The sequence below is a fragment of the Agromyces sp. CF514 genome, assembly GCF_900113185.1.
Lineage (GTDB): Bacteria > Actinomycetota > Actinomycetes > Actinomycetales > Microbacteriaceae > Agromyces.
In genome coordinates, this window is record NZ_FOZD01000001.1 from 2,645,539 (window position 1) to 2,658,244 (window position 12,706).

Genomic DNA, 12,706 nt, shown 5'->3' on the forward strand with positions numbered 1-12,706 from the left:
ACTGGCGATGGTCGCAGGACTCTCCATGACGGTCACACCGGCAGGCGATGTCGCAGGCGAGTCGGCTGCAGCTGCGGCCGAGCTCTCCGTTGCTGCCAGCACATCGGCAGGTCGAGCACCGAAACCGCTCCCTGCCCCGTATCAGTGGCCGACACCGGGAGAACTCCCGGAACCCGTTCCTGGCGAGGGGTGCGAGTGGTACGGCGAAGGGCAGATGTGGGCCTTCTCCTACGAGGAACGACCGACCTCGAATTGGACATCGGATCGCTCCGAGGTGAGGACGTGGGTGACGACCGGTTCCGGCGAGGGGGTGTGCGAAGCACGCTACAGCGGTGCGGTGAAGGGCAACTATCGGGTGGTGTTCCACGGCCCACCCTGCACACAGGTTGAGACAGACACTATCGACGCACTCGCTGGCGGGTTCGGAGAGTTCACGATGGACATCGACGGGTTGTTCGTCGATGCCTGGTTCAAGAGCGACGCCTACCCTTACGCGATAGAGCACAAGACTGTGGGATGTGGAAACGACAGCACCGGGACCACGTTCGATCAAGCCCAGACATGGATCCCGAACTCGTGTTACGAACCCGGCCGGCCAACTCCTGGCTACCCAGTCGCGTCCGAAGAGGCGCAAGCTGCCGTCGGCCACTGCTACCTCTACTACGAGGTCGACGGAGATCAGCCGGGGTTCTATGTTGAGGAGAACTTCTTCCGGTACCAACGCGCTGACTGCGACACCACAGTCGACTCCGATGGCGACCGCCTCGGCGACTGCCTGGAGTATGAAATCTGGACCGACCCGTCAGACGTCGACACCGATGACGACGGGATCGACGACGATGTCGACCTCTGCCCCATCGTCCCGGGCGATGACTGCGAGGAGGTCGACACCGACAGCGACGGTGTCCCTGACACCCGAGACGAATGCGTCACCACTCCTGGCGGAGGATCTATGACGGGATGCCCTGACAGTGACGGTGACGCCGTCCCGGATCACCGGGACGACTGCCCTACCGTCCCTGCTCCGGGCACGGTCGATGGATGCCCCGAAGATCCCTGCAAGGACAACCCGGTCGTCTGCTACGCCCCGCTCGTGTTCATCCACGACAACGAGGACTCCAACCCAATGCCCGCCGAGAAGTTCGCTGCGAACACCATCTTGAAGTGGGCGAAGAAGGCCGAAGCGCCGTACTACTCATTCGGGCCGCCGAACCTTGTGACGCTCGGCGATGGCGGGTATTTGTACGACCCCGCCACTGACGCTGTCCCAGGGAAGGCAACACGCGCGTTCAGCTCGAACGAGGTCACCCGACCACGGATGCCGCTCTGCGAGTCCCCGGCCTCACCGACAGGCCAGTGCAAGAGCCCGGACATCGGGCATAAAGCCGAAGGGTTCTACCTCGATCTGACCGATAGTGCGCTCGATTCAGGGATCCTGGCCGGTGCGACCGACCTCGAAGTCGAGTCCGGGGGCGTGCCGGTGTACACACAGTACGTCCCGGGGAGCTATATCGCGTACTGGTTCTTCTTCCCGAACAGTGTCCCCGGGTCCGGCGCGGCCGGTGTCGCCGGCATCAAGCACCAAGGCGACTGGGAGCACATCGTCGTCAGGCTCGATACGGAGAACGAACCGCTAGCCGTCGAGTACTTCTTCCATCACTGGTCCCACGTTGTCCCGTGGGGCGAAGTGACCAAGCTCGGCGGAACCCATCCGCACGTGTACGCCGCGGAGGAAGGGCACGGCTCGTACTGGTCGCTGGACTGTAACTTCTTCGTCTCGACCGAGGACTCCAGCATGCAGACACTCGATGACTGCTCTGAAAACGGGGCGAACTGGCGAACCTGGCAGAACCTCGTCAATGTGGAAGACACAGCCTGGTACGGGTATGGAGGAGCGTGGGGCAGCGTCGGGCTGTTGAAGGACACCACCGGTCCCCCTGGGCCGCACCCGCTTGCGAACCCGACCGTGAAGGCACACCCGGAAGCGGTGTACGTTGACGGGCCGTCGCTTGGTGAGGTGATGGCCGGCTCGACTGTCAGGGTGGGCCCGCTCAGTTTCGGCCCGTTGACTCTGATCTCACTCACGATGTTCTCGACACCGAGGCCGCTGGGGGCGGTGCCAACGACCGCGGACGGGACCCTCGAGGCAACTGTCACGATCCCCACCGACGCGGAACCCGGGACGCACGAACTCGTCCTCTACGGACCAGGCGCGAACGGCGGGTTCACGGAGGTGACGTACGAACTGGAGGTCCTGTCGGCAGCTACGCCTCCAGCGACGGACCCTCCACCGACACCCGCGCCTGGCCCAGTGACTGGAGCGGCTGGCACAGGCGCCTCCCGGTCGACACCGGTGGTGTCTGGTTCGTTGCCATCGGCGGGAGCACAGCCGCTTCCGTGGGTGTTGGTCGCGATCGCGCTGCTGTCGGCCGGCGCAGTTGGGTTCGGAACTTCAAGGGTCTTGCGGAGCCGCACGAACTGAAGCTCAGACGATCACGAGTCGCGGTTCGTCCCAACCGGGCTCCCGAGAAGCGCCCGGCAATCCCTCGCATCCGACATGCCCTAACCCCTGTCCGCTGATCTACGCCCAGTCGATTGGGGTCCCCCGCGGCCGGCGAGTTCGCTCGCAGTTCTGCCCCCGAAGTGGTGTCGAAGACTGACCGAAACGTGGCTCAACGACTGTGATGCTGGACTGAAGGAGCAGTCTCCGTTTTTACACGACCGAGACCGTGCAGACCGCCGACTACCTGACCGCGTGCGGCGTCGGGGTTTCGGCACCGGCACCGTACTACCAGAACTGCGACGCGGTCCGCGCTGCAGGCGCTGCGCCGATTCACCCGGGCGACCCCGGGTGGCAGTCCAAATTCGACCGCGACGGTGACGGCATCGGCTGCGATACCTGAGCCGAGATTTCTGAGCACCATTCCCGACGGAGGCGCGGTTCCGTAGGCCGTGCTGGCGTCGGGTGAGGTGTCATCCCGGCTCCCCCCGAAGCAAGTGGGAGCTCTTCCAGGTCGGCCAAGGCGTGGGTCTGCAACCGTGTGCGGCGATTCGTACAGGCGTGTCTGAGGTGGTGGCTAAAGTCGATCCGATGCCAAGCACCCGAGCTGAAGCGGCGTACCAACGCGCCCTCGCGACTTTCCGAGACCCCACGCTCGACCTTCTGCATGGCCGCTTCGCACCGTTCGTCGTCGCGGTCCTCTCTCTGGTCTTTGCTACCGATCGTCCCTTTGTCGCGGTTGCTGACGCACACGCGGAGATTGGCGAGGCCCTCGACGAGCTTCGGGCGGCTGGGTACGACGAGGATGATCGCCGGCTCCCAGTGGGCAGTGCGCGTGAGATCTGCCGGCAATGGGTTCGGGGTGGGTGGCTCGCTCCACAGCTCGAGGGCGACGTCGAGGTGTATCGCCTGACCGCGCACGCGGTGGGTGCGCTCGAGATCGCCGGTCGTACTGGTGGTGGGCGAGCTCGCGTCTCACGGTCGCGAGTTCGCACCTTGCTCGAGGCTGTCGACCGCTTGGCTATGGATGCCGAATCCGACCCCGCCGCGCGGCTCGAGCGGCTTCTCGATGAGCGAGCTGCGCTCGATGCCGAGATCGAACGACTGCAGCGTGATGGCGCTGCCCCGATCGACGACGAGCAACTTCTTGAGGAAGCCGAGAACGTACTCCACCTCTCGCGTGAGTTGCCGGCCGACTTCTCCCGTGTGGCGGAGTCGATCAAGGCGATGCAGCGCGATGTGGTCGCCGAGCTGCGGCGCGACGAGCGCCCCACGGGTGATGTGCTGCGCGAGTACTTGCAGCGCGGCAAGCACGTGATGCAGTCGACGCCTGAAGGCCGCGCGTTCGAGGGAGCTCTGCGGCTGCTCGGTGATCCTGAACGCATCGATCGACTGACCGGGCAGTTGGCCACCCTGCTCGCTCAGCCGTTCTCTCACCTGATGGCGCCGGCGCAGCGTGCAGACCTCGACGCGATCGGCAGGCAGGTCGAGCAGGGCGTCGCGGACGTACTCACCGCGCAGCGACGAGCCTCCCAGATCATCACCGCGCAGGTCCGCACCCACGACCCGATTCGCGACCGCCAAGTGGACGACCTGCTTCGCGGCGTCATGTCCGGAATGCATGCCTGGATGCGCGTCTCCCGATCCAGCGAACGCGTCGAGCCGTTGCACACCCTGCCGGTCGCGGATGTGGGGCATCTTCGCCAGTCGCTCAGCGATCTTCGCCCGCCCGGTGCACCTGAGCCACTGTCGACCTCGAAGGATGCCGAGTTCGTGGACGCCGATACCCGGGCCTGGGGCGGGCCTCACTACGCCGAGCTCGAGGACTACACCGCGACACTCGGTGACCAGTTCGACCTCGCGGCCGCGTTCGAGGGCATCGAGGACGCGAACCGGCGCCCGGTCGATCTCCTCGGCCTGCTTGAAATTGCGCATCGCGCTGGCATGACGGAAGGCGAGTCCGTTTCCGTCGTTGAGGCGCTGCGTCCGGATGGCACGCGGCGACGCTTCGCCTTCGGCTCCATCACTGTCCAGCGTCAGAAGGAACTCGAGAATGACTGACCTCGCACCCACCACTGAATTCGATCGTCGCGAGTTCGAAGATGAGCTGGACCCGAGGGACGACGTGGATGCGACGGCCGATGCGGCCTTCATCGCACCCGTGGCGATGGAGAACGACGCGGATGAGCTCTTCGCGGGTGACCGCGGCGTCCTTGATCCCGAGGTGCGCCGTGTGCTCGTCCGGCTCCTGCAGCGGCGATTCCTACTCGCCGATCGCAGTCGCTCGGAGTGGGCGGTGCTGCTCGAGAACCAGCACATGATCGAATCCAGGCTGCACGACCTGTTCGTGCGCCTCGTCGTCGATCACGATCGCGGTGTCGCCTACAAGGAGCAGGTGCGTTCCGACGAACTGGAGATCCCCATCCTGCTCCGTGACGAGGCGTACTCACGTGCCGAGACCCTCGTGCTGGTCCACTTGCGCACCGTCTACCAGCGCGAGACGACGGCAGGCGAAGGTTCGGCACGCGTCGACATCGAAGAGATCGAACAGACTGCCCTGACGTACTTCACCGCAGCCGATGGCGACACCGCCCGCCGCCAGAAGACGATTCGCGGCGCAGTCAACCGTCTTCGACAGGACGGGATCCTCGACGAGGAGTCAGAGGGCCGTTACCGCATCAGCCCGCTCGTGGAGATCGTGCTCAGTTCTCCGCGATTGAACGAACTGAAGGACTGGCTCGAAGAGCGAAGCCAAGCCGGTGAGGCGGGAGCGCTCGACCTCGACGCCGAAGAATCAGACGAGGCCGCCGCCGACGACTTCGACGCTGATGGTACGGAGGTCATCCGATGACGATGCTCGACACTCTCTTCGGTCTCATCCCGGCCGCCTCCCGCGGGCAGCAGTGGGTCGCCGGCGACCTGCAACTGGTGAACTGGGGCGGATACGACGGCCACCACCGGGTGCGCTTCTCCCCCACTGCGACCCTGCTCTGCGGCGGCTCCGGCTCGGGGAAATCCACACTCATGGACGCTTACGTTGCACTCATGATGCCGCACACCACGCCTTTCAACGGCGCGTCGAACGGTGCCGTGATCGGTCGCCCGCGGGGTCAGGACCAGCGCAACATCCTCTCGTACGGGCGCGGCAAGACTGACGAGACCCGCACCGACGAAGGCACGAAGCTCACTGTGCTCCGCGGCGATGGCGTTGACACGTGGACCGCGATCTCCATGACCTGGCTCGACCACGATGGTTCGCAGTTCACCGCGGTCCGCGCGTGGTACATCCCTGCGAATGCCCGCGTCCTCGAAGACGCGGTCCGCGTCCGCGCGACCGTCGGCGGCTCGTTCGACCTGAGCGGCCTCGAGGGCGCAGCGCAGCAGCGACTCACGGACGCATCGGTGAAGGCGACCGGGCTCGACACTTTGCCGACCGATCGCGAATTCTCGGCACGCCTGCACAACGTGCTCGGCATCGGTGCGGCGGGTGCCGGGGCGAAAGCGATGAGTCTGCTCGCCCGCATTCAGGCGGGCCAGCAGATCACGACGGTCGATGACCTCTACAAGCGGATGGTCCTCGAGGAGCCGGCAACGCTTGCCGCCGCAGACGACGTGGTCACCCACTTCGACAGCCTCGAAAGCACCCGCACGCGCATGCTCACCGCCCAGCAGCAGGTACGCGCGCTCGAACCGATCCGGACCGCCCGCGAACGCATTGAAGCGGCCGCTGACAGACTCCGAGTGCTGGACGAAGTCGGTCGGTTCACCGACCCGGATTCGCTCGCGTCGCTGTGGCGGGCATCGAAGCGCCTGGAACTCCTCCGCGACCTCGAAACCGAACTCCGATCGAAAACGCATGACGCCGCAGCGAGATCGAGCGAAGCCGCGGCGTTGGCTGATGCTGCCGAGGCCGAGTACGAAGGCTTGCTCGAAGTGCGCCGGGCCGCCGGAGGCGACCGCCTCGAAACCGCGAAGCGCGAACTCCGGGCACTGACGCCGAGACTCGAAGGCGCAGCACGCGAGCGCCGAAAGCTCGACGCCGCGCTCGAAATACTGAACGACACGGTCACGACGGCGGAGGAATTCCACAACCTGTCCGCCCGCGTGGTCGAAGAGCTCGCCGACCCAGAAGCCAAGCAGACCGCACGCACGAAGTATGCAACGGCGCTGAACGCCCTCAAGACCGCGAAGGGGGCGGTCGACTCCCTCGAAACCGAAGAGCAACAAATCAAGGGCCGCCAAGACAACATCCCCGAGCCGCTTCGCGCCGCACGCGACCTCCTCGCGCACACCGCCGGCCTCGAACCGGGCGAAGTTCCGTTCGTCGGAGAACTCATCGAGGTACGCACCGAGTTCGAACCGTGGCGCGAGGCATTCAACCTCGCACTCGGCGGCTTCGCGACGACCCTGCTGATCGATACCGCGCACCTCCCGTCGTTTCGGGCGGCGATCAACACCGTGTCGATCAGAGAGCGCCTTCGTTTCGAGGGCGTTCACACCGGACTTCGACCGCGAAACGCCGCCGACCCGCACACGCTGCCCGGCCGGCTCGACTACAAGGCGTCGCCCTTCACCGGGTGGCTCGAGGACGAACTCGAGAAGCGGTTCGGTTTCGTCTGCGTGGACTCACCCGATCAACTCAGCGCCCACCGGATGGCGCTCACGATCTCCGGCCAGATCTCCCAGGGCGCTCGCGGCGCGCACGGCGGCCACGGGCGTGCCAATGTCCTCGGGTTCTCGACACAGCGACGGCTCGGCGAGCTCGCGGTCCTGCTACGCGACGCGCGCACCGCCCACGTGACGGCTACTGCCGAGGCTGAAAGCGCCGAGGCCGAGCTCGATGCTGTCGACGCACGGCTCGCCGCCTTCGGTACCCTTCGGGATCTCTCCTGGGAACAGGTCGACGTCGCCTCCATCGTGTCCGAGAGCGAGCGATGGGAGGCAGTCATCCTCGAGGTCACCGCCGAGAACCCTGATCTCGCGAGCATCCAGACTCAGATCGATCAGAAGCGCGCACAGACCGCCGCACTGCGTGAACAGATCGGCCAGATCAAGGCCGAGAAGAAGCGCCTCGCTGATACCTGGACCGAAACGACCGACGAAGTCGACGCAGCACAGAGCGTCATCGATGCGGCCGAGTCCGCATCACGCGCACTCACCACGGAACAGGCGACCTATCTAGACGGCAAGATCACGGCGCTGGACCATGAGGACACGTCCACGAGGGCAGATGTGCTCGCTCGCTTCGACGCCGAGCTCGACTCGGCCGCGCGACGGTTCGGCGACGATCAGCGCGATGCGGAACAGGCCCTCGTCGAGCAGCGCGAACGCGTCCGGCACACCATGACCTCATTCCTCGACCACTGGCCGAATCCGAACCTGCTCGCCGACCCCGACCGATCACTGGCCGATTTCGAACGGACCCTCATCGACCTCGAAACGAGCGGGCTCCACGAACTCGAGACCGAATGGCGCGACAGCCTGCTGAAGCTCTCGGGAAATGACCTGACGAACCTCGACTCGACACTCAGTCGGGCACTTCGAGAAATCCGCGATCGCATCACGCCGATCAACCAGATCATGCAGGACCTCCCCTTCTACGACGACGAACACCGGCTGCAGATCACCCTGCGCGAGAACCAATCCGAGGTCCGCCGCCGCTTCCGACGGGACCTCCGCGAAGTCCGCGCCCAGATCGAGGCGGCCACAAGCGAAGAGGATCGCGAGCGCATCTACCGCCGGATGTCCCGCCTGATCGAACGGCTCCGCCGGCACGCACCAGAGTTCGCTGAGGTCGTCGATGTGCGAAACCACGTACGGGTCAGCGCCGAACGCATCCACGCGCAGACGAAGCAGCATGTCGCGCTCTACGACCACATCGGCGAGAAGTCAGGCGGCGAATCGCAGGAACTCATCGCGTTCATCGTCGGCGCTGCACTCCGTTACCAGCTCGGCGACGCAGGCTCGGAGCGACCCCGCTACGCGCCAGTCTTCCTCGACGAAGCACTGATCAAGGCCGACGCGCATTTCACCAAACGCGCCATCGGCGCGTGGCGCGGCCTCGGCTTCCAACTCATTATCGGCGCTCCGAACGACAAGTACAGCGCGATCGAACCGCACGTCGACGTCGAATACGACATCCTCAAAGACACCCTCGGGCGCTCCTGGGCCAAGCCGAAAGTCGCCCTGCCCCAGGCTCACGAATGAGTCCGCGGCTCGTCTGGCCCGACGACGCAGCCACCACGCTGAGGGCCCACCTGACGGATACCTGGGCCAGCCGGCTCTGCGCGGAACTGACACGCTCCGCTGAGGAACCGAAGGAGATCAGCCTGAGGCCCGGAGTCAGCCGGTCGCACGACGTCGCGGGCCTCGGACACGGCGCCTGGAATGACTGGCGCCAGGCCTGGAGTCGCGTCGAGCTCGACCATTCGGGCGCCGAGGTCGAGCTTCGCGCGGTGACCGTCGCAGGTGTCCCCCAGGAGGCGCCGTTCCGCTTGAGGGTTCGATCGCTGCAGGCTGCGACGCAAGTGCTCGAACGCCTCGGCGGTGCGCCGTTCGGCGTCGACATCGACCGGGCCCGCAGCATTGGGCGTCGTCTCAGCACCGTAGGAGCCGCCCTCACCGCGAACGCCCTGGCGCGGACTGCTCGACTCGACGACGCCGACGTCGAGGTGGTCATCAGCGCCATCACGTGGCTTGCCGCGCATCCTGATCTGGGTGAATGGACGACACGGCAACTTCCGATCCCTGAGATGCACACGAAGTGGCTCGACGCACATCGAGCGCTCCTACGAGATCTGCTCGGGCGCGATATCTCTGGAGAGACCCGCCCGCGTCTTGCCGTCGCCCACCTCACCTACGTCGACCCCGACTACCTCGCAACCGAACAACGACGCCACGACGCCTGGACCACCGGCGACACCCATCAACCCGCTTACGCCCCTCAGACCGTGCTCATCGTCGAGAACCGTGACTGCCGACTCTGGTTCCCGCACGCCCCGGGCACCATCGTCGTCGAAGGCGGCGGCAAGGCGGCATCGTCGCTGCTCGCAGACGTCGCATGGATCCGAGCGGCCGAGAGGGTCTACTACTGGGGTGACATGGACGCTGACGGCTACGCCATCCTCGATCACCTTCGGGCAGCCTTCGCAACCTCGGGAATCCGACTCGAGTCGATCCTCATGGACTTCAACGCGCTCACGCGATTCGCACATCTCGGCGTCATCCGCGACAAGCACGGCGCCGCCCTCAAGCCGTCCAGCATCCGACTAGGTAATCTCACCGCTGCCGAGAACGACGCCTACGCAGCCATCGCAACCACGGGCAACGTGGCCTTCCGCCGGATCGAACAGGAACGCATCTCGATTACAGAAGCGCTCCACGAGTTGGCCGTCGCCGGCTGACGCGATCGCAGACCCGGCTTCGTTCACAAGGAACCCAGTCAGCAACCGAGCGCCTCAGCATGGTGGCAGCCGCCGAATAAACGTTGGATAAACGTGAACGCACCCGATCCGGTGGAAATGCTCCTGAAAAACCGCAGATCAAGATGCGAATCCGAACGGCCGGCACTTGATGCGTGAATCTTCTGGTCTTGGGTTCAAGTCCAACGAAAAACCCCTGATCAAGCCGATATGCGGCATCTCGAATACACTCTCTCCGCAAACATGCCGGGCTCGGAAAAGAATGAGAAATGCCTGATCAGAAGCAATATCTATCTTGTAGGGCGGACGGGACTTGAACCCGTGACCGATGGATTATGAGTCCACTGCTCTAACCGGCTGAGCTACCGCCCCGCGAGCGACCTCAGTCGGGAAGGATGACCGGGATCGACTCGGTGACCGGATCGGTCACGCGCTCACCACGATACAGACTCTCGAACGTGTCGAGCGTGCGGGTGATGTCGTGGGCCTTGATGAACTTGAGCGACGAGGCCTTCATCGCGTTGTAGACGTCGGGCGAGGCCTCGAGCACGTCACGCAGCTTGTCTGCCAGGTCTTGCGGGTTGCTCGGCTCGAAGAGGTGCCCGTTCTGGCCGTCGTGCACGAGGTGCGGCAGCGCCATGGCGTTCGCGGCCACGACGGGGAGCGCCGAGGCCATGGCCTCCATGGTGACGATGCTCTGCAGTTCGGCGATCGAGGGCATCGCGAGCACGGATGCGCGGTGGTATGCCTCGCGGAGCTGCTCGTCGGTCACGTAGCCGGTGAAGGTGACGCGGTCGGCGATGCCGAGCTCGACGGCGAGGTTCTGCAGGTTCTTCAACTGGTCGCCGCCGCCGACGATCTCGACCTTGGCGTCGAGCGAGGCGGGCAGCAGGGTGAGGGCGCGCAGCAGCACGTCGATCTGCTTCTCGCCCGTGACCCGGCCGACGAAGAGGATGCGGTTCTCGGTGCGCGGCTCCCAGTTGGGCGAGTACTTGTGCGCGTCGATGCCGCACGAGATGGCGTGCACGCCCTCGAGGCCGGTGTGCTTCTCGAGGAACTGCGCGGCCTTGAGCGTGGGCGTCGTGACGGATTCGGCGCGGCCGAACGTGCGACCGGCGGCCTTCCAGGCGAGCCCGACGGCCCAGTCCTGCCAGGCCTTCGGCAGCAGCGTGAACTCGAGCATGTTCTCGGGCATGAAGTGATTGGTGCCGACGATGCGGATGCCGCGCTTCTCGGCCTCGATCGACAGACCGCGGCCGACGATGATGTGCGACTGGAAGTGCACCACGTCGGGCTTGACGGCGTCGATGATGCGGGCGCTGTTCTGCTTGATGCGCCAGGGCAGCGCGAAGCGCAGCCAGTCGTGCGGGTACCAGCGCCAGCTGTAGAGGCGGTGCGCCGTGATCTCCTGGCCCTCGTGCACCTCGCGCCACGTGCCGCTCTTGCGGTTCGCGGCAGGCGCCATGACGTGCACCTCGTGCCCGCGCTCGACGAGGCCTGCGGCGAGGCGCTCGGCGAAGCGGGCGGCGCCGTTGACGTTCGGGGCGAAGGTGTCGGCACCGATCAGGATTCTGAGCGGGCGTTCCGGCTCTGCGCGGTCGGCGCCATCGGGAGATGACGCACCGGGAGTGTCAGACACGTGGAGATGTTCCTCACAGTTCGGGGGCGGCCGTGTCGGCCGAGCGCGGCGCGACGCTGTACGTGGGCGCGGGCGTTGAGTTCGAAGATAGTCTACGCAGGCGGGGTCGTGGGCGGCTCATCGGGCATGTCGTGCAGCCGGGCGCCGATGCCTGTGGAGAACCGGCCCGCCGCCGGCATCCGTCGCTCGAATCGGCCGGGCGGGGCGGTGAAGGCGGTCAGAGCCGGGTCTGCGGATGGTTGCGCGCGAGCAGGAACACGCCCCACACGGCGATGGCCCCCGCGATCGCGAACGTGATGTTGGCCCAGAGCGCGGCCTGCGACGCCTCACCGAGTACGACGATGCCGATGAGCACCGCGACGATCGGGTCGACGACGGTGAGGCCCGCGATCACGAGGTCGGGCGGGCCCGAGGCGTACGCGTTCTGCACGAAGTACGCGCCGAGCGCGGTGGCGGCGAGCAGCCCGATGACGCAGGTGAAGGTGAGCCATTCGAACTCGCCCTGCTGCACGCGCCCGATGACGACCTTGGCGAGCGTGGCGACGAAGCCGTAGAGCAGGCCGGCCATGATGACGTAGAAGGTGGCACGGATCCGGCTGCGGAAGAACCAGAACGCCAGTGCGGCAGCCACGAGCACGACGGCGAGCAGCGTCAGGATGGTGATGAGCTGCCGGTCGGTCACAGGCTTGTCGACGGCGGTGAAGGCCGCGACGCCGACGAACAGGAAGACGCCGCCGACGCACATGAAGATCGCCGTGATCGACTTCGAGTTCAGCTTGACCTTGTTGACCCGCGAGTTCAGGATCGACGTGATCACGAGCGCGATCGCGCCGAGCGGCTGCACCACGATGATCGGCGCGAACGAGAGGCTCGCGAGCTGGAAGACGATCGCCAACCCGAGCATGACGGTGCCGATCACCCACGACGGGCGCGAGAGCAGCAGCCAGAGCTGGCCCACGTTCAGGCCCTTGCCGAGTGCGTCGGCCGTGTGCGCCTCGACCTTGGTCACCCCGCGGTGCTGGAACTGGGCGCCGAGCGAGAGGAACACGGCGCCGACGAGCGCCAGCGGGATGCCGATGAACTGAGTCGGGTCGAGCGCGATCTGCTCGGTCAGGTCGCTCAGGTCTGGATCCACGAAACGACCCT

General features: G+C 65.7%; 8 protein-coding genes and 1 tRNA gene. 6 read left to right on the plus strand and 3 right to left on the minus strand.

Annotation, left to right across the window (positions count from 1 at the left end; genetic code table 11):
* The first annotated feature begins 25 nt into the window (after positions 1 to 25).
* From BM342_RS11835 to BM342_RS11860, 6 genes are all read left to right on the plus strand, one after another.
* Positions 26 to 2,482 (plus strand): thrombospondin type 3 repeat-containing protein, encoded by a 2,457-nt coding sequence (locus BM342_RS11835; RefSeq protein WP_177232145.1) that lies wholly within the window; start codon positions 26 to 28, stop codon positions 2,480 to 2,482.
* 247 nt (positions 2,483 to 2,729) lie between these two features.
* Positions 2,730 to 2,903 carry an excalibur calcium-binding domain-containing protein gene (locus tag BM342_RS11840; protein WP_092965944.1) on the plus strand — a complete coding sequence of 58 codons (174 nt, stop codon included), beginning with the start codon at positions 2,730 to 2,732 and terminating at the stop codon, positions 2,901 to 2,903.
* A 188-nt stretch (positions 2,904 to 3,091) separates the two neighbouring features.
* Entirely contained in the window at positions 3,092 to 4,561 is a 1,470-nt protein-coding gene (locus BM342_RS11845) for a DUF3375 domain-containing protein (RefSeq protein ID WP_092965946.1), read from the plus strand.
* Positions 4,554 to 5,351, plus strand: coding sequence for a DUF4194 domain-containing protein (locus tag BM342_RS11850; protein WP_092965948.1), 798 nt, complete (start codon positions 4,554 to 4,556; stop codon positions 5,349 to 5,351). Before BM342_RS11845 ends, BM342_RS11850 begins: the two co-directional genes overlap by 8 nt.
* Positions 5,348 to 8,707, plus strand: a complete 3,360-nt coding sequence (locus tag BM342_RS11855) for an ATP-binding protein (RefSeq protein ID WP_092965950.1) — start codon at positions 5,348 to 5,350, stop codon at positions 8,705 to 8,707. The genes BM342_RS11850 and BM342_RS11855 overlap by 4 nt, the downstream gene beginning before the upstream one ends.
* Positions 8,704 to 9,903 carry a Wadjet anti-phage system protein JetD domain-containing protein gene (locus BM342_RS11860; protein ID WP_092965952.1) on the plus strand — a complete coding sequence of 400 codons (1,200 nt, stop codon included), beginning with the start codon at positions 8,704 to 8,706 and terminating at the stop codon, positions 9,901 to 9,903. The genes BM342_RS11855 and BM342_RS11860 overlap by 4 nt, the downstream gene beginning before the upstream one ends.
* A 316-nt stretch (positions 9,904 to 10,219) precedes the next feature.
* On the opposite strand, the gene BM342_RS11865 is transcribed toward BM342_RS11860, so the two are convergent.
* The 3 genes from BM342_RS11865 to BM342_RS11875 all read right to left on the minus strand — a co-directional run bounded on the left by BM342_RS11865 (position 10,220) and on the right by BM342_RS11875 (position 12,695).
* Positions 10,220 to 10,293, minus strand: a tRNA-Ile gene (locus tag BM342_RS11865).
* A gap of 10 nt (positions 10,294 to 10,303) precedes the next feature.
* On the minus strand, positions 10,304 to 11,560 hold the full coding sequence (locus BM342_RS11870; protein WP_255368710.1) for a glycosyltransferase: 1,257 nt from the start codon (positions 11,558 to 11,560) through the stop codon (positions 10,304 to 10,306).
* Between the two features lie 217 nt (positions 11,561 to 11,777).
* On the minus strand, positions 11,778 to 12,695 hold the full coding sequence (locus tag BM342_RS11875; protein ID WP_092965954.1) for a DMT family transporter: 918 nt from the start codon (positions 12,693 to 12,695) through the stop codon (positions 11,778 to 11,780).
* Between the last annotated feature and the right edge of the window lie 11 nt (positions 12,696 to 12,706).

What these genes read in the sequence shown, in the direction of transcription:
- BM342_RS11845 (WP_092965946.1), top strand. Translation starts at nt 3,092, where the DNA reads ATGCCAAGCACCCGAGCTGAAGCGGCGTACCAACGCGCCCTCGCGACT.
- BM342_RS11860 (WP_092965952.1), top strand. Translation starts at nt 8,704, where the DNA reads ATGAGTCCGCGGCTCGTCTGGCCCGACGACGCAGCCACCACGCTGAGG.
- BM342_RS11855 (WP_092965950.1), top strand. Translation starts at nt 5,348, where the DNA reads ATGACGATGCTCGACACTCTCTTCGGTCTCATCCCGGCCGCCTCCCGC.
- BM342_RS11835 (WP_177232145.1), top strand. Translation starts at nt 26, where the DNA reads ATGACGGTCACACCGGCAGGCGATGTCGCAGGCGAGTCGGCTGCAGCT.
- BM342_RS11850 (WP_092965948.1), top strand. Translation starts at nt 4,554, where the DNA reads ATGACTGACCTCGCACCCACCACTGAATTCGATCGTCGCGAGTTCGAA.